The following is a 16,249-nucleotide window of genomic DNA, read 5'->3' as shown; positions in this document are numbered from 1 at the left end:
GGGTAGGGGGTATCCCTATGAGTCATTTGACCGATGCCAATCCGGAGCTGATTGCGCGCGTGCGCCGCATCGCGGGACAGGTCGCTGCCGTGGAACGCGAATTGGTCGCCGGCGCGCCCTGTGCGAAGGTGCTTCACCTGGTGGCGGCCGTGCGGGGCGCGGTGAACGGGCTGGTCGACGAGATCATCGCCGAGCATCTCGAAGCGCATGTCGCGGGGGCGGGGCTGACCGACGAAGCGCGTGCGCAAGGCGCCGCCGACCTGCTGGCGGTGATCCGCCGCTACTCCAAATAGGACGCTGCCATGATGACGGATTCTAACGCTGCCGCGCTGACCCATAGCCACGATTTCCTCGGTGCCGCGCATGATGCGAACGCGCGGCGTACGCAGTGGGTCGTGCTGCTCACCGCCGGCATGATGGTGGGGGAGATCGCCGCAGGCTATGCCACCGGTTCGATGGCGCTGCTCGCGGACGGCTTCCACATGGCGACGCATGCGGGCGCGCTGTCGGTGGCGGCGGGGGCCTATGCCTTTGCCCGGCGCCATGCCGCGAGCGGGCGGTTCAGCTTCGGCACCGGCAAGGTCGGCGATCTCGCCGGCTTCGCGTCCGCACTTGTGCTTGGGCTCGTCGCTGCCGGGATCGCCGGCGAGTCGGCATGGCGGCTGTTCCAGCCGACGCGTGTCGATTTCGGCACGGCGACCTGGATCGCGGTACTGGGCCTGCTGGTGAACCTTGTCAGTGCGCTGCTTTTGAGCGGCGGGCATCACCAGCACCACCATCCCGGCCATGATCACGGGCACGCCCATGGCCATGATCACCACGGGCATCAGCACGACAACAACCTGCGGGCGGCCTATGTGCATGTGCTGGCCGACGCCCTGACCTCCATCCTCGCCATCGCGGCGTTGCTGGCGGGGCGCTATCTCGGCTGGCTGTGGATGGATGCGGCGATGGGGCTGGTGGGTGCCGTGGTCATTGCGCGCTGGTCGTGGAGCCTGTTGCGTGACACTGCCGCCATGCTGCTCGACGCGACCGATGACCATGTCGCGGAAGAAGTACGCGCGCTGGTCGAAGCGCCGGGCGATGTCCGGATCACCGATCTTCACGTCTGGCGCGTCGGCCCCGCCGCGCGCGCGGCGATCGTCAGCGTCACCGGCGTTTCGAACCCGGAACTGGTCCGGCAGCGCTTGGCGCCCGTCCACGAACTCGCCCATCTGACGATCGAAACGCGGTAGCGCGCAGGCGTCGCCAGCCGAGCACCACGCCGGTGACGCTGAACAGGAATCCTGCGGCCAGCGGGAGCAGCAGGAGGAGGCGGCGCAGCGTGGGTCGCGTGCTCAGGCCGGGCACGTTGCCGGTATGCAGCGCGTAATAGACCCAGGCATAGGCCGCGCGGCTCGAGTCCATCACCGTCAGCAGGCGGCCGCTGTTGCCATCGACATAGAGGTCCGGTGCAGCGGGTGCGGCCAACGCGATCCGCCAGGCCGAGCGGGGCCAGCCTTCGGCCAGCGCATAGGTCGCATCGGGATCGACCGGCTGGACCCCCGCCGCCGATGCTTGCGGCCAGCCGGCAGCAACGGCACGCAGCACCAGCGTACGCATCGTCGCGTCGTCGATCCGGCGTCCTGCGCCGTCGACGCGTTCGACGCTGCCGTCGGCGGCGGAGCGCGTCAGTACCGGGCGGCAGGCAAGCGGGGTCACACTGATCTCGGGCACCGGCCGGGCGACCAGTCGCGTGGCGTCCACCTGCCGGAGCAGCTGTGCCAGCGAGCAGCCGGCATAGGCCTGCGCCTGCGCGCCGGTGGGCGTGCCGCGCGAGAACAGGCGGCCATGGTCCATCGACAGCCAGCCGCTGAAGATCCAGCCCAGCACGAACACGCCCGCGCCGAGCCCGAGCAGGTGGTGCCAGCGTAGCCAGCGGCGGCGGAAGAAGCTGATGCGCGGCGGATGGAGGCGCCGTGCCGCGACCATGCGGACGATCCCGAGGACCATGCCCGCGATGGCGACGAGCATGCAGACCAGCGAGAGCCACCAGACGCTGGCATCCCAGGCGCGCCAGTCCTTGCGTAGCGGCGTCACATACACCCAGTGGAGCACGGCCCCCGGCCAGTTCCAAGCCCGTGTGCTGCGGCTGGTGCGCTGGAGCAGTTCACCCGAGCGCGCCGACAGGTAGAGCTGCGTACCCTGCGCGTCGTTGGCATCGAGGCGGTAGAAGGGCCGCGCCGGATCGAACCTGTTGTGGACCACCCATTGGTCATGCTCGAACGGCGCGGTTGTGCTTGCGGTTGGGCCGAACAGGCGGCGCGCCTCGGCGAGCGCCTGCGCGCGCGACAGCGGTGGGAGCAGTGCGCCCGTCCTGGCATCGATGGCCTGCACCGCACCGCCGCCTTCCACCACATAGGCCGGGCGTCCGGCGCGCTGGACCAGACGCAGCGTCTCTGCGCCAGACACCGTGGCTGCCGCCCGCGCGGGCGCCATCAAATCCGCCGGCGCCGTGATCGGCGCCTGCAGCGCCATCTGCGCGGCGTGGGGCAAGGACGGGAAGGGCTGGAACAGCATCACCGCGCCGCTGGCGAACCATGCGGCGAAGATCAGGCAGGTGGCGATGCCGATCCAGCGGTGGAACCAGACCAGCATCGCCAGCAGGCGCTGCGAAAGGCGCGTCTCAGAAGCGGGCAAGCAGGCTCACCTCCGCGCGGCGTGGCTCGCCCAGCATCACCTGTGCCGGGTAGTAGATGTCGGCCCATTGCACGAACGTCTTGTTCCACACATTGTTGATCCGCCCGGTCAGCGACAGGCGTGGGGTGAGCGCCCAGCTGGCATAGACGATGCCCGTCGCATAGGGGCGCAGCACCAGCGTGTTGGCGGTGTTGCCGAAGCGCCGGCCGACATATTTCACCCCGCCGCCCGCTTCCAGCGGCAGCCCGGCGATCTTCTGGACGCTGGTCCACACATTGGCCGTCCAGTCGGGCACGTTCGGCGGCCGGTTGCCCGATGCGGCGACGCCGTAGTTCGGGTCTACGAAGTCGCCGTAGCGGGCATCGACATAGGTGCCGCTGGCGGTGACCGCCCAGTGCCGCGTCAGCCGCGCCTCGCCCGAAATCTCGATCCCGCGCGAGCGCTGCCGGCCGATATTGCTCACCGTATCGATCGCCACCTGGGTCAGGATATTGCGCCGTTCGATGTCATAGACCGCCGCCGTCAGCGACGCGCGTCCGTTCAGCAGCGCCGCCTTCACGCCTGCTTCGAGCTGGCGCGCGTTCGACAGCGCGAAATTCTGCCCCGCATTGACCAGGAAGATGTTCGAGCCGACCGGGTCCTGACCGGTGCTGACCGAGGCATAGGCGGTCACCGCCGGCGTCACGTCATAGACGAGGCCGGTGCGCCAGTTGAACGGCTTGTAGACGCGGCGGAAGCTGGAGCCGGCGTTGAAGCTGCCGTCGAGGTTGAAGTTCTCGCGCGTCAGGTACAGTCGCTCGGCGCGCAGGCCGGTGACCAGCTTGAGCCTGGGCGTCAGATCGAGTGCATCCTCGGCGAACAGCGCGAACTGGTCCCAGCGGGTCGGGCTCACCCGCCGATCGAGCGGGCCGAAGCTGCCGCGCGCCGGCCGCAGCAGATCGACGCTGTCGCCGTCCGGGAAGCCGCGGCTGCGGACGAAATCGAGATGGCTGTAGTCGAAGCCGATCACCAGCTTGTTCGAAAGCCCGGCCAGGCTGTGCCGGAAGGTCGCGCTGCCCTGGTCGCCCACCAGATCCTGTTTGTGAAAGACGAAGAACCGATCGCGATCGATCCGGCCGGTGCCGGCATTGTAGGCGAAGGTCTCCGCGTTGATCCACTGGCGATCGGCGTGGAAATAATAGGCGGTGTTGGCGAGCGTCACCGCGTCCGAGGGCGACCAGGTGACGGCGAGCCGCGGCCAGACCTGCCAGCTGTTCGCCCGGCTGTCCGCCACATTGTAGTTGACGAAGCGGGTGCGGCGATCGACCGCCGCGCCGCTCGCGCTTGCGAGGATGCCGGCGATCGGATCCGCTGTGGCGGTGGCAGGGAGCAGCGGGGTCCCGTAATAGGTCGACAGCCGATCGCGGAGATAGTCGACGCTGAGCTCGACCGAGAGGGTACTCGACGGCCGGTACAGGAGCCCACCGGTCGCGTTGAACGAATGCGGCCCGGTATCGTCGACATAGCCGCTCGAGCGGTGATAGCTCAGATCGGCCCGTGCGGCGAGCGTATCGCTGAGCACGCGGTTGCCGCCCAGGCCGAGGCTGACCGTATCGAAGTCACCATAGGAAGCCAGCGCCTGGCCGCTATTGCCCTGAAAATCCGGGCGCTTGTTGACGATGTTGACCGCGCCGCCCACCGCGCCCTGGCCGTAGAGCACTGAGCCGGGGCCCTTCAGCACGTCGATGCCGGCAAGGTTGAAGCTGTTGCCCGGCCGGTTGATCATGTTGGCGGGCCCCAGATACAGGCCGTTGTGCAGGATGGTGATCTGCTCGCCGGTGAAGCCGCGCATCGAGAACAGCGTGGGGTTGCCCGGCGAGCCGCCGGAGATGATGCCGGGCAGGCTGTCCGTCGCTTCCTCCACCGTGCGGAAGCCGCGCGTCAGCATCTCGTCGGCGCCGATCCGGTCCAGCGTCGCGGGGGTTTCGCGGATCGACAAATCGAGGCGGCTGCCGGTCGGCACGATCGTGTCGAGCTGGCGGAGGCGCCAGCCGGTGACGGTAATCTCGTCGCCCGCGCCGCCCGGTGCCGTGCTCTGGGCCAGGGCAGGCGTCGCGGCGGTGGCGGCGAGCGCAGCCAGCGCCATGCGCGGCATGCGCCGCACCTTCATGGTCATGTCGAAATCCCCCTTGGAAATCTTGTGATTGGTGCTCAGGCGCGCTTGCCAGCAGTTGCCCGCAAGCGGCTGGCGAGCAGCAGAAGAATGATCGTCGCTGCGGCGGTGACGCCGATCGCGGTGAATGCCCCGTCGGACAGGGCTACGTCCAGCCCTGCCAACTCGGCCAGCGCATAACCAGCGGTGCCGAAGCTGAGCGCGACCACCAGCCAGCCCACTGCGCGGCGATAGCGCTGCACGGTCGCGGTGGCGTGGCTGCGGGTGCGCAGCAGCCGAGCGACGATCTGGCTGTCGAGGGTATCGGCAAGCATCATGCCGGTGGCGAAGGTGGCCGCGATCGCCAGCGCGGCCATCGTCCCGCCCTTCGCCGTTGCCGCGGCGCCCCAGGCGGCCGCCTGGGTGGCGGTATCGAACACGAGCCCGAAGATGGCCCCGACCGCGACGATCGCTAGCGGATGCGTGCTGTTTCGCAGCCGCTTCGGCACCAGCCCGCTTCGCCAGCCGACCGGCGTATAGCGCGCCTGCGTCAGCAACCCGTGCAGGTTGAGCGTGCCGACGATCAGCAACAGGCCGATCACGGCGAGGTCGATCGTCGGTGCCGTCCAGGCAGGCGGAACGAAGGCGCCCGCCGCCAGCGACACGCCAATGGCGACGGTGGCGATCGACAGGCTGTGTCCCAGCGCGAACAGCGTACCGACCCACCGCGCCAGCCGCGGCCGCGCTTCGACGGTGCGAAACACGATATTGTCGATCACTGCTACATGATCGGGGTCGAGTCCGTGTCGCAGCCCGAGCACGAAGATCAGCCAGAGCGCAGAAAATTCGATCATGCCTCTTCCTCGGTCACCCGCACGCCGCGCGTGTCGAGCTTGGCCAGCCGCGCCGGCAACGCCTTGCTGATCGCCAGCAGCCGGGGGCGGGGCGCCTTCTTCCATTCGCGGCATTCGGGCAGGGTGCGCCCGCACGCGACGCACCAGCCGGTGCGGCCATCGAACCGGCAGATGCTGATGCACGGGCTCTTCATGCGCGCGCGTCCATGGCGAGCAGGCCGATCCGCCCATCCTCACCGCCCCAGCCCAGCCGGGTGCCGGCGTCGTTCCAGGCGAGGACCGTGACCGCGTCGCCTTCGGTGTCGAGCAGCAGCGTGTTCTCGTCCGCCAGGCGGGCGAGCGCCACGACGCCATCGTCATAGCCGACGGCCAGCACATCGTCCTTGGGGTGGAACGCGACCTGCGTCACCCGCGCGTTCTTGCGCCCGGCGCGGAGCAGCGGCGCCTTGCCCATCGGCCCGTCCTTCCCGTCGAACGGCCAGAGGATCGCTGCGGCATCGCCACTGGTGGCCAGCCATCTGCCCTTGCGATCCCAGCAGAAGCAGCGGGTCTTGGCGGTATAGCCGCCCATCCGCATGTCCCGCAGGTCGGCGAGGCGCCAGCCATGCAGCCCGGTTTCCTGTAACGCGGTGAGTAGAAAGCGACCCTGTGGGTGCAATGTGCAGGCGAGATGCGAGCCTGTCCAGGCGAGCGCCACCCGGCCGCTTTCCGGATTGGTGCCGTAGAGCAGGGTCGCGCCGTTGTAATGGGTGATGGCCAGCCGCTTGCCCTTCGCGTCCAGCGCCAGGCCGCCGATCGTCGAGCCGACGGCATAGCGATGCGACGGTGCGCCGGCTCCCTTGGCCCAGACGACCGCTTCCTTGCCGACGCCAGCGACGAGAAGGCCGGAGGCCGGGCTCACGACCAGATGCTCCACCCATCGCCGCGCGAAGACGCCGAGCTCGGCCACCTTGCCGCCGGGCGAGATGCGGCAGACGCGCCCATCGTCGCCCCCGGTGACGATCTCCGCCCCATCGGGAGACCGGCAGGCCGAGAGGATCGCGCCGCCATGGACCGGCATCGCCTGCGGATCCGCGCCGTCCCCTATCCAGCAAACGCTGCCGTCGCCCAGCGCCACGGCGGCGGTGGTGCCGAGCCAGAGCAGCGCGGTCGGCGCCGCATTGAGCGCGACGTGGCGGCCATAGCGGTGAATCAGCGCAGCCTCCGCCTCTGCCACCGGCATCAGGCCGCCCGTACCGCGCAGCCATCGAATCCCGCCTGCAGCATGGCGCGATCGAGGTTGCGGCCGATGAACACCATGCGGCTGGTGCGCGCCTCGTCCGGCTTCCAGTCGCGCTGATGATCGCCGTCGAGCAGCATGTGGACGCCCTGGACGACATAGCGCTGCTCCTCACCCGGGAAGGCGAGCACGCCCTTCAGGCGTAGAATGTCCTGTCCTTGCTCGGCGGTCAGCCTGCGCAGCCAGGGCATGAACAGCTCCGGCCGGATCGGGGCTTCCGAACGCAGCGATACGGAGGTGATCGCATCGTCGTGCTCGTGATCGTCTTCGGACAGGAAGTTGGGCTCGATCTCCAGGATGCGACCGAGATCGAAGGCGCCGCGCTCCAGCACGTCTTCCAGCGGCACGACGCAGTTCTGCGTTTCGTGCAGCGTCGCCTGTGCGTTGATCGTGCGGATCCGTTGGCGAACCCGCTCGAGTTCCTGCGCATCGACGAGGTCAGTCTTGTTGAGCAGGATCACGTCGGCGAAGGCGATCTGCTCCTCCGCCTCGTGGCTGTCTTCCAGCCGCAGAAGGATGTGGCGGGCGTCGACCACCGTGACGATCGCATCCAGGCTGGCGCGGGCGCGCACCTCGTCGTCGACGAAGAAGGTCTGCGCGACCGGCGCGGGATCGGCGAGGCCGGTCGTCTCGATCACGATGGCGTCGAACGTGCCCTTGCGCTTCATCAGCCCCTCGATGATCCGTATCAGGTCGCCTCGAACGGTGCAGCAGATGCACCCGTTGTTCATTTCGAACACTTCCTCATCGGCATCGACGATCAGGTCGTTGTCGATACCGATCTCGCCGAACTCGTTGACGATCACGGCATAGCGGCGACCATGATTTTCGCTGAGGATGCGGTTGAGCAGCGTGGTCTTGCCCGCACCGAGATAGCCGGTGAGCACGGTAACGGGAATGGTGGGAGAGGGGGCCATGGTTGCTCACATGATATGATGTATCATACCATCATTGCGGATGTCGTCGCAGGAATCAACTGCTTCCGTTCCAAGCGAGAAGAGGCGATGATCTGCCAATGGCGGACGCGCGCCGCCCTGCGCTCGCGAAGGCGAAGCGGCGCGTCATCACGGCTCTTCCTGGGATCCATGATGTGAGGAATGTGGTCCAAAGGCAGAAAAATACCCTGTCCATGTGACGATGCGGGCGATTGAGATGCATCACGCGGAAGCAGCCATTGCAGACAGGGTTGAAGTCTCGGTCACCTGTCTTTCCGACCTCAGCATTTGCGCTAATTGTCGCCGCCTTGTTGATCGGAAGCACCGCGGCAAGAACCTGGCGGCGGAGCGTGGATCACGGCGAACGTGTTCGATCCATGGGCAGCATCTGATCCAGCGCAGGCGCGGGTCGCCATCCAGGTGCTGTGGACAACCGAAATGAGAGCGCGAATCAGCTAATCGGCTGAGATCCTGCGACTGGGCGGCGACGTCCCGATTGTCACAACGATCCGTGATTGTCCGCAGGTTTGCAGCCGGGACCTAGCACTAAATTCACAGCAAATTGCCCGACCGTGCAGCCATCCACCAGCTGAGCAATTGAAATCGCTGGTGACCCCTACGAGAATCGAACTCGTGTTTTCGCCGTGAGAGGGCGACGTCCTAACCGCTAGACGAAGGGGCCAGTGCTTGGCAGAGGCGGCCAATTACGTTCCGGGGCCGGCTCCGTCAAGCGTTGTTTTACACTTTCTTCAACCCGCCACCGGCAGGCGCAGGCTGCCGTCCGGTTCGTAGTGTACTTCGCTGTACGCCGTCACCGCGTCGAGCGGCAGCGGGCCGTAGATGTGCGGGAAAAGCTGGCCGCCGCGCGACGGATCCCAGCGCACCGTATCGGCCAGCGCAGATAGGTCTACTGCGGCCAGCCACAGCCCGGTCTGGCCGGCGAAGTGCTTCTCCAGCGTCTCCCGAACCTGCTCCGATGTGGAGAGATGGATGTAGCCGTCCTGCAGATCGATCGGCGCGCCGAGGAAGACACGCTCCTTTTCGAGCGTGTCCATCTGGTCCGCGGTCAGGATCTTGTAGGCGGTGAGGGGCATCTCGGCCATGGCTCAGGCCTCGCCGCCGTCGGCGAGGTCTTCGCCCGACACCGCGTCCGGCGTCGCTTCGCCCGCCACTGCGCCGTCGCCCAGGTTCACCTCGGCCTCCTCCTCGGTTTCCTCGATGCGTGCCGCCGAGACGACATGTTCGTTCTGCGCGACGTTGAACAACCGCACGCCCGCCGAGTTGCGGCCGATCACGCGCAGATCGCCCAGCGACATGCGGATCATCTTCGCCTGATCGGTGACGAGCATCAACTGATGGCCCTTGGTCGCCGGGAAGCTCGCCACCACCGGCCCGTTGCGGCCGATATTGTCGATGTTGGTGATGCCCTGGCCACCACGACCCGTGCGGCGATATTCATAGGCCGAGCTGAGCTTGCCATAGCCATTGGCGCAGACGGTGAGGATGAACTGCTCGCGGTCCTTCATCTCCTCATACTTTTCCGGCGCAAGGTCGTGCTCGCCCTCGCGCTCGCCCTTCCAGGGGGCGAAGCGGAGATAGGTGTCGCGTTCTTCCTGGCTGGCGCCCGAGCGGTGCAGGATCGACAGCGACATCACCTGGTCGCCGTCGGCCAGCCGCATGCCGCGCACGCCGGTGGAGGCACGGCTCTGGAACGCGCGGACATCCTCGCCCGGGAAGCGGATCGCCTTGCCCGCGCGGGTGGCAAGCAGCACGTCGTCGCCCTCGTTGAGCAGCGCGACGCCGATCAGGCGATCGTCCTCGTCCTCGCCTTCGAACTTCATCGCGATCTTGCCGTTCGAGGGCACGTTCGTGAACAGATCCATGCTGTTACGGCGTACATTGCCCTTGCAGGTGGCGAACATCACGTGGAGATTTGCCCATTCCTCCTCGTCCTCGGGCAGCGGCAGCACGGTGGAAATGGTCTCGCCAGCGGCCAGCGGCAGCAGGTTGATCATCGGCCGGCCGCGGGTGGCGGGCCCGCCCTCGGGCAGTTTCCACACCTTCATCCGGTAGACGCGGCCGAGCGTGGAGAAGAACAGCACCGGCGTGTGCGTCGAGGTGACGAACAGCTCGGTGATCGCGTCTTCGTCCTTGGTCGCCATGCCGGCGCGGCCCTTGCCGCCGCGCGCCTGGGCGCGGAAGGCGTCGAGCGGGGTGCGCTTGATATAGCCCTGGACGGTCACGGTGACGACCATGTCCTCGCGCTCGATCAGATCCTCGTCGTCGATGCCGTCGGCGGCAGCGGCGATTTCCGTCTTGCGCGGGGTGGCATAGGTGTCGCGGATCAGAACCAGCTCGCCGCGCAGCACGGCATAGAGCTTGGCGCGGTTGCCGAGGATCTCGAGCAGCTCGGCGATCGAATCGGCGAGTTCCTTGAGCTCGTCGCCGATCTCGTCGCGGCCAAGCGCGGTGAGGCGGTGCAGGCGCAGGTCGAGGATCGCGCGGACCTGGGTGTCGGACAGGCGATAGGTGTCGCCGGTCACTTCGGTGTCTACCGCCTCGACGAGGCGGATATACGGCGCGATCTCGGCGATCGGCCATTCGCGGGCGAGCAGGGCTTCGCGCGCGGCCGCCGGGCTGGACGAGCCGCGGATGATCTTCACCATCTCGTCCAGATTGGTGACCGCGATCACCAGGCCGAGCAAGATGTGCGCACGGTCGCGCGCCTTGGCCAGCTCGAACTTCGAGCGGCGGGTGATGACCTCCTCGCGGAACTTGACGAAGGCCTCGATGATGTCGCGCAGGTTGAGCAGTTCCGGACGGCCGCCGCGGATCGCGAGCATGTTGGCCGGGAAGCTCGATTGCGCCGGCGTGTTCCGCCAGATCTGGTTGAGCACCACCTCGGGCGTCGCGTCGCGGCGCAGGTCGATGACGATGCGCACGCCCTCGCGCGAGCTTTCGTCGCGGATGTCGCTGACACCCTCGATCCGCTTTTCCTTGGCGGCCTCGGCGATCTTCTCGACCAGCGCGTTCTTGCCCTGCTGGTACGGGATTTCGGTCAGCACGATCGAACGGCGCTCGCCGCGCTGCTCGAATTCGTGGCGCGAGCGCACCAGGATCGAGCCGCGCCCGGTCTGATAGGCCGAGCGGCAGCCCGAGCGGCCGAGGATGACCGCGCCGGTCGGGAAGTCCGGACCGGGGACCAGCTCCATCAGCTCTTCGAGCGTGACCGCGCCGTTGTCGATGTACGCCAGGCAGGCGTTGATCACTTCGCCGAGATTGTGCGGCGGAATGTTGGTCGCCATGCCGACCGCGATGCCGCCGGCGCCGTTTACCAGCAGGTTGGGGAAGCGGGCAGGGAGGACCGACGGCTCGCTTTCCGAACCGTCATAGTTCGGCACGAAGTCGACCGTGTCCTTCTCGATATCGTCGAGCAGCGCCGTCGCCACGCGGGCGAGGCGCGCTTCGGTGTAGCGCATCGCGGCGGGTGGATCGGGGTCCATCGAGCCGAAATTGCCCTGGCCGTCGATCAGCGGCACGCGCATCGCCCAGTCCTGCGCCATGCGGGCCATCGCGTCGTAGATCGAGCTGTCGCCGTGCGGGTGATACTTACCCATCACGTCACCGACGAGGCGGGCGGACTTGCGGTACGGCCGTCCGGCGACATAGCCGCCTTCCTGCGCTGCGTAGAGAATGCGGCGGTGGACGGGCTTCAGGCCGTCACGAACGTCGGGCAGGGCGCGCGCCACGATCACGCTCATCGCGTAATCGAGGTACGAGGTCTTCATCTCGTCGACGATCGAGATCGGGGTAATGTCGGAAGGGTCGGCGAGCATGGTCTCGTCGGTCAATGCAACAGACTTTCGGGTTTTTGTTACGCTGTGATGGCTCTAGCCGCCCGCATGCCTCCTGCCAACCCCGCGCCCGCGCGTACGTGCGCGCGTGGGGAGCATGGGAGCCAAGTCCGGACCCAAACGTTTCCGCTCCGCAATGGCGCTTGTTCAATGCACGTTCAGCGCGCTTCCCGCACGGCAACCGCGCTTGAATGGTGTACAGGGCGCCTTTAGAGGAACGTACGACGCCGCCTGGCCGACGAGGAGAGTTTCACATGAAGTTTGTTTCGAAGCTTGCGCTGACTGCAATGCTTGCGCTGGGTTCCACCGCGCTGGTGTCGACGCCGGCGCTGGCCCAGAAGGACAAGAAGGGTGCCGCGAAGGAGGATCCGAACGCGCTGAAGGTGGGCGACGCCTTTCGCAAGGCGGCTGCCCCGGCAGTGGAGGCCGTGCAGGCGAAGAACTGGGCGGCAGCGATCCCTGCGCTGGACGCACTCGATCCGGTCGCGCAGAACGACGACGAGAAATATTACGCCGCCTATCTCCGCACGCGCGTCCAGATCGGCCAGAACGACATGGCCGGCCTCACCAAGACGCTGCCGGTGCTGATCGCCAGCCCGCGCACCCCGGCGAACGAGCTGCCGATCTACAAGCGCCAATATTACACGATCATCGGCAACCAGGCGCTGACCGAGAAGAAGTATGCGGAAGCGATCGACGGGCTGACCAAGGCGCGTGAAGCCGGCAACAACGACTTCGACGTCTCGATCGCGCTCGCCAACGCCTATGCGCAGTCCGGCAAGCCCAACGAGTCGGTCGCCGAAGTCGACCGCGCGATCCAGACGGTGAAGGCCACGGGCCAGAAGCCGCCGGTCGCCTGGTACCAGTTCGCGATCCCGCGTGTGTACGCCACGGGCAACCGCGCCGCGACAGCGGACTGGATGAAGAAGATGATCGCCGAATATCCGACCAAGCAGAACTGGCGCTGGGGCGTGCTGGTGATGCGCGGCAGCGCAGACCAGTCGGGTGGTCGCCTCACTTCGGCACAGCGGATCGACCTCTATCGCCTGCTGCGCACCACCAAGGTGCTGGCGGACCAGAACGACTATCTCGACTATGCCGAATCGGTGAACGCGGTAGGCCTTCCCTGGGAAGCCGTGGCGGTGATCGACGAGGGCCGCGCGGCGGGCAAGCTGCCGGCCGGCAACGCGGACATCGGCCGCGTCTACACCTCGGCGCAGGCCAAGTCGAAGGCGGAAGGCTCGCTGGCGCCGCTGGTCAAGCAGTCGCAGGCCGCCGCCAACGGCAAGATGGCCGCGCAGACGGGCGACGCGTTCCTCGCCTCGGGCGACTACGCCAAGGCTGTCGAGATGTACGATGTCGCGCTGCAGAAGGGCGGCGTCGCAACCGACGACGTCAACCTGCATCGCGGGATCGCGCTCTACAACCTTGGCCGCAAGGACGAGGCGCGCACCGGCTTCGGCCAGGTAAAGGCGTCGCCGGCGCTGGATCTCGCCGCGCTCTGGACCGTGGCGCTGGACCTGCCGACGCTTTCCTGATCCGCCTCAGACGGCGCAACAAAGAAGGGGCGGTCCTGCGGGACCGCCCCTTTTTCATGTCTTCTGCGCAGAGCGGGACTGTCCGTCCGCTCAGTCCTTGAATTCCGGCACCGGCACGCCCGGCAGCGCCTTGGCCGTACGGATGGTGAGCGACGTCTTGACGTGCTCCACATTGGGGGCCGTGGTCAGCCGGGTCGTCAGGATCGTCTGGAAGCTCTGCAGATCCGGCGCGACGATCTTCAGGATGAAGTCGATCTCGCCGTTCAGCATATGGCATTCCCGGACTTCGGGAATCTCGGCGACCAGCTGCTCGAAGGCGCGCAGGTCGCTTTCGGCTTGACTTTTCAGGCTTACCATCGCGAAGACGGTGAGATTGTATCCGAGCGCGCCGGGATCCAGCGCTGCGTGGTATCCCTTGATCGCACCTTCCTGCTCCAGCGCGCGGACGCGGCGGAGGCAGGGCGGGGCCGTCAGCCCGACCCTTTCGGCAAGCTCGACATTGGTCATGCGGCCATTTTCCTGGAGTAATCCTAGGATCCGGACGTCGATCTCGTCGAATCGCATTTTTTTCTGGGGCTCCTGCGTGGGTTCGTTTCTTCTAGCTGCTTGTTAGCATAATAAAATTACGCTTCAACGCAATTGTCCCACATTGCGACGTGCCGAAATGGACTGTTCCCTCCGTGTGTTGCCGCACGGTATGAGGTAGACGTACGAACAATTGAACGAACCTCGGGGGACGACGGCTTTGCCGCTGCGCTTTGACGATACGCTGGAAACCGTGCTGGCTGGCGACCTGCGCTCGCCCACGGGGGCGCCCCTGGTCTGGCGGCAGCTGGTCGATCTGCTGGGGCGGCAGCGCGTGCCGGTCGAAGCGCGCGCGCTGAACCTGCTGGAATCGCTTCGTCCGGCGGTGGCGCTGGACGTTCGCGCCGCGAGCGCGCGGGCGCTGGAAGGGGCAACGCCGCCTGCCGCGCTGGTGCGGCTGCTGGCAACCGACGATCTGATGGTCGCGCTGCCGGTGCTGCGCAGCGCCGATCTCGCGGAACAGGAATGGGTGGACCTGCTGCCGGTGCTGGCGCCGGGCGCCCGCCATGTGCTGCGGAACCGCCGGGACCTGCCGCCCGGCGTACTCCGCGCGCTGGAGAGTTTCGGACCGGTGGACTTCGTGCTTGCGGACCATCGTTCGGCCCAGGCGATCGCCGAGGACATCGGGACCCAGCCCCTCGCGGCGCCGTCGCCGAGCGAAGACGATGCCGGAGAAGGACTGTTCGCGGTCTCCGATCTCGTGGCGCGGATCGAGGCTTATCACCGCGAGCGCGACGCCGCCGAGACGGTGGAGCGCGCCGGCGAACGTGCGCGGAGCTTCCGGTTCGAAACCGATGCGGCGGGGGTCGTCCGCTGGGTCGAGGGAGTGAGCCGGGCCCCGGTCATCGGGCTTTCGCTGGACCTGCAGGGGCTCGCGCGCGGCAGCCGGCTGGACGGGGTGGCGGCGGGCGCGTTCCGCCGACGCGCCGGTTTCACCAATGCCAGGCTCACGATCGAAGGCGAATCGGACGCGGCTGGTGACTGGCTGGTTTCCGCGCTGCCGGCGTTCGAGCAGGTGACCGGGCGTTTCATGGGCTATCGCGGCACCGCCCGCCGTCCGCGCGCGGACGAACGTGCGGAGCCGGCGCGAGCGCCGATCGAAGCGGATGCGCTCCGCCAGATCGTGCATGAGCTGCGTACGCCGACCAATGCGATCGCCGGGTTCGCGGAAATGATCGAGACGCAGATGCTCGGGCCGGTTCCCGAGCCCTATCGCGACCGGGCCGCAGCGATTCGTGCCCAGGCCCGCGACCTGCTGGGCGCGATCGATGATCTCGATCTTGCCGCGCGAATCGAAAGCGCGGCGCTGTCGCTGGGGGAGGGGCGGGTGGCACTGCGGCCGCTGCTCGCCGGCATCGTCGCGGATCTGGATGAATTGCTGACGCTGCGGGGCTCGGCGATCCTCCTGCCTTCCGAAGACGTGGCCGTCTCCGGTGACCGACGTGCCGTGGAGCGCCTGCTGGCGCGCCTGCTGGCGACGCTGGTCTCCGCCACGGCGGCTGGGGAACGGCTGCAGATTCGCTTCGCACAGGACGGCGAACAGCGTGTCGCCATCGCCATCGACCGGCCGCGGGCGCTGGGGCATTATCCTGGCGAAGCGGTTCTGGGTATCGACGACGAGCAGGACGAGGATGGCACGCTGCTGGGCACCGGCTTCGCGCTGCGGCTTGCCCGGAACCTGGCACGGGAACTGGGCGGCAGCCTGATCATCGCTCCCGACGTCCTGACCTTGCGCCTGCCGGCTGCGGCGCCGGGCACGCGGGAGCAGGCGAACCGGAACTGAAGCACGCGGGGCGGATCGAGTGAGGGGCAGCTTGGGCTTGCAGCGGAGGCTGGGGGTCCGCTAGGGCAGGCGGGCGCTGGGGGGCCTGTAGCTCAATGGTTAGAGCTGGCCGCTCATAACGGCTAGGTTGCGGGTTCGAGTCCTGCCGGGCCCACCAGTGTGCATGTCGCTTTGCCTTGTGTCGGCGGCGCGGACGCTCTAAGGGCGGCGGCTCGTCGGGGAGTAGCGCAGTCTGGTAGCGCATCTGGTTTGGGACCAGAGGGTCGCAGGTTCGAATCCTGTCTCCCCGACCACTTTATCGTGAAAACGACGGAAATCCGCCACTTTGCGCGGTCCGATAATCCGGTTTTTGCACATCGCAGCTACGAACCGCAGTATCTTCCCGCTCGCAATATGGCCTGATGGCTTTGTTCCGATTCCGCGTCGCCGCCCCGCTATCGCTGAGCCTTGACCGGCCGCGGATGCCACCGCCACGCCTAGCCGCGGGGCGAGCGACGTATGCGAGGCGGCCCTCCGCCGCAGTGGCGTGTGCGGGCTCCCAGCTTTTCGCGTGGAAGCGGTAGCGAGGCGCAGGTATCCGGAACCAAGCGGCGGCGAGCGTCGCGGCTGCG

Annotated in this window: 13 protein-coding genes and 3 tRNA genes; 6 read left to right on the top strand and 10 right to left on the bottom strand. The window is 67.3% G+C overall.

What is annotated here, in order from left to right:
* Positions 1–17: 17 nt before the first annotated feature.
* Positions 18–293, top strand: coding sequence for a metal/formaldehyde-sensitive transcriptional repressor (locus SPI01S_RS01580; protein WP_066717055.1), 276 nt, complete (start codon positions 18–20; stop codon positions 291–293).
* A gap of 9 nt (positions 294–302) precedes the next feature.
* Entirely contained in the window at positions 303–1,235 is a 933-nt protein-coding gene (gene dmeF / locus SPI01S_RS01575) for a CDF family Co(II)/Ni(II) efflux transporter DmeF (protein WP_066717053.1), read from the top strand.
* Here the strand turns inward: dmeF and SPI01S_RS01570 are convergent.
* The 9 genes from SPI01S_RS01570 to gyrA all read right to left on the bottom strand — a co-directional run bounded on the left by SPI01S_RS01570 (position 1,150) and on the right by gyrA (position 11,729).
* Positions 1,150–2,679 carry a PepSY domain-containing protein gene (locus SPI01S_RS01570; RefSeq protein ID WP_245653428.1) on the bottom strand — a complete coding sequence of 510 codons (1,530 nt, stop codon included), beginning with the start codon at positions 2,677–2,679 and terminating at the stop codon, positions 1,150–1,152. The two genes, dmeF and SPI01S_RS01570, sit on opposite strands and share 86 nt — an antisense overlap.
* Complete coding sequence (locus SPI01S_RS01565; RefSeq protein WP_066717049.1) at positions 2,666–4,834, bottom strand: TonB-dependent receptor; 2,169 nt, start codon at positions 4,832–4,834, stop codon at positions 2,666–2,668. Before SPI01S_RS01565 ends, SPI01S_RS01570 begins: the two co-directional genes overlap by 14 nt.
* Before the next feature lie 35 nt (positions 4,835–4,869).
* Positions 4,870–5,664: a HoxN/HupN/NixA family nickel/cobalt transporter gene (locus SPI01S_RS01560; protein WP_066717046.1), complete on the bottom strand. Its 795-nt coding sequence runs from the start codon at positions 5,662–5,664 to the stop codon at positions 4,870–4,872.
* Entirely contained in the window at positions 5,661–5,858 is a 198-nt protein-coding gene (locus tag SPI01S_RS01555) for a DUF1289 domain-containing protein (protein ID WP_066717043.1), read from the bottom strand. Before SPI01S_RS01555 ends, SPI01S_RS01560 begins: the two co-directional genes overlap by 4 nt.
* Positions 5,855–6,886, bottom strand: coding sequence for a WD40 repeat domain-containing protein (locus SPI01S_RS01550; RefSeq protein ID WP_066717040.1), 1,032 nt, complete (start codon positions 6,884–6,886; stop codon positions 5,855–5,857). The genes SPI01S_RS01555 and SPI01S_RS01550 overlap by 4 nt, the downstream gene beginning before the upstream one ends.
* Positions 6,886–7,860 carry a CobW family GTP-binding protein gene (locus SPI01S_RS01545; RefSeq protein WP_066717037.1) on the bottom strand — a complete coding sequence of 325 codons (975 nt, stop codon included), beginning with the start codon at positions 7,858–7,860 and terminating at the stop codon, positions 6,886–6,888. Before SPI01S_RS01545 ends, SPI01S_RS01550 begins: the two co-directional genes overlap by 1 nt.
* A 625-nt stretch (positions 7,861–8,485) precedes the next feature.
* A tRNA-Glu gene (locus SPI01S_RS01540) sits at positions 8,486–8,560 on the bottom strand.
* A gap of 67 nt (positions 8,561–8,627) precedes the next feature.
* Entirely contained in the window at positions 8,628–8,981 is a 354-nt protein-coding gene (locus SPI01S_RS01535; RefSeq protein ID WP_066717034.1) for a DUF952 domain-containing protein, read from the bottom strand.
* Between the two features lie 3 nt (positions 8,982–8,984).
* Positions 8,985–11,729 carry a DNA gyrase subunit A gene (gyrA, locus tag SPI01S_RS01530; protein ID WP_066717032.1) on the bottom strand — a complete coding sequence of 915 codons (2,745 nt, stop codon included), beginning with the start codon at positions 11,727–11,729 and terminating at the stop codon, positions 8,985–8,987.
* Between the two features lie 257 nt (positions 11,730–11,986).
* Between gyrA and SPI01S_RS01525 the strand changes: the two genes are divergently transcribed.
* A complete protein-coding gene (locus SPI01S_RS01525; protein WP_066717030.1) occupies positions 11,987–13,270 on the top strand; it encodes a hypothetical protein in 1,284 nt (427 codons plus the stop codon).
* Between the two features lie 90 nt (positions 13,271–13,360).
* Here SPI01S_RS01525 and SPI01S_RS01520 read toward each other — a convergent pair whose 3' ends face one another.
* Complete coding sequence (locus SPI01S_RS01520; RefSeq protein WP_066717028.1) at positions 13,361–13,834, bottom strand: Lrp/AsnC family transcriptional regulator; 474 nt, start codon at positions 13,832–13,834, stop codon at positions 13,361–13,363.
* Between the two features lie 181 nt (positions 13,835–14,015).
* On the opposite strand from SPI01S_RS01520, the gene SPI01S_RS01515 reads away from it, so the two are divergent.
* From SPI01S_RS01515 to SPI01S_RS01505, 3 genes are all read left to right on the top strand, one after another.
* Positions 14,016–15,638 (top strand): histidine kinase dimerization/phospho-acceptor domain-containing protein, encoded by a 1,623-nt coding sequence (locus SPI01S_RS01515; protein ID WP_157084511.1) that lies wholly within the window; start codon positions 14,016–14,018, stop codon positions 15,636–15,638.
* An 81-nt stretch (positions 15,639–15,719) separates the two neighbouring features.
* Positions 15,720–15,795: transfer RNA gene (locus tag SPI01S_RS01510), tRNA-Ile, on the top strand.
* A gap of 59 nt (positions 15,796–15,854) precedes the next feature.
* A tRNA-Pro gene (locus tag SPI01S_RS01505) sits at positions 15,855–15,931 on the top strand.
* Positions 15,932–16,249: the final 318 nt, after the last annotated feature.

It is taken from the genome of Sphingomonas pituitosa NBRC 102491, from assembly GCF_001598435.1.
GTDB classification, from domain to species: domain Bacteria; phylum Pseudomonadota; class Alphaproteobacteria; order Sphingomonadales; family Sphingomonadaceae; genus Sphingomonas; species Sphingomonas pituitosa.
This window is presented reverse-complemented; position numbering and strand designations above follow the sequence as displayed.

Coding starts and splice junctions, on each gene's coding strand:
- SPI01S_RS01560 (WP_066717046.1), bottom strand. CDS start 5,664: ATGATCGAATTTTCTGCGCTCTGGCTGATCTTCGTGCTCGGGCTGCGA.
- SPI01S_RS01565 (WP_066717049.1), bottom strand. CDS start 4,834: ATGACCATGAAGGTGCGGCGCATGCCGCGCATGGCGCTGGCTGCGCTC.
- dmeF (WP_066717053.1), top strand. CDS start 303: ATGATGACGGATTCTAACGCTGCCGCGCTGACCCATAGCCACGATTTC.
- SPI01S_RS01545 (WP_066717037.1), bottom strand. CDS start 7,860: ATGGCCCCCTCTCCCACCATTCCCGTTACCGTGCTCACCGGCTATCTC.
- SPI01S_RS01535 (WP_066717034.1), bottom strand. CDS start 8,981: ATGGCCGAGATGCCCCTCACCGCCTACAAGATCCTGACCGCGGACCAG.
- SPI01S_RS01555 (WP_066717043.1), bottom strand. CDS start 5,858: ATGAAGAGCCCGTGCATCAGCATCTGCCGGTTCGATGGCCGCACCGGC.
- SPI01S_RS01525 (WP_066717030.1), top strand. CDS start 11,987: ATGAAGTTTGTTTCGAAGCTTGCGCTGACTGCAATGCTTGCGCTGGGT.
- SPI01S_RS01550 (WP_066717040.1), bottom strand. CDS start 6,886: ATGCCGGTGGCAGAGGCGGAGGCTGCGCTGATTCACCGCTATGGCCGC.
- SPI01S_RS01580 (WP_066717055.1), top strand. CDS start 18: ATGAGTCATTTGACCGATGCCAATCCGGAGCTGATTGCGCGCGTGCGC.
- SPI01S_RS01520 (WP_066717028.1), bottom strand. CDS start 13,834: ATGCGATTCGACGAGATCGACGTCCGGATCCTAGGATTACTCCAGGAA.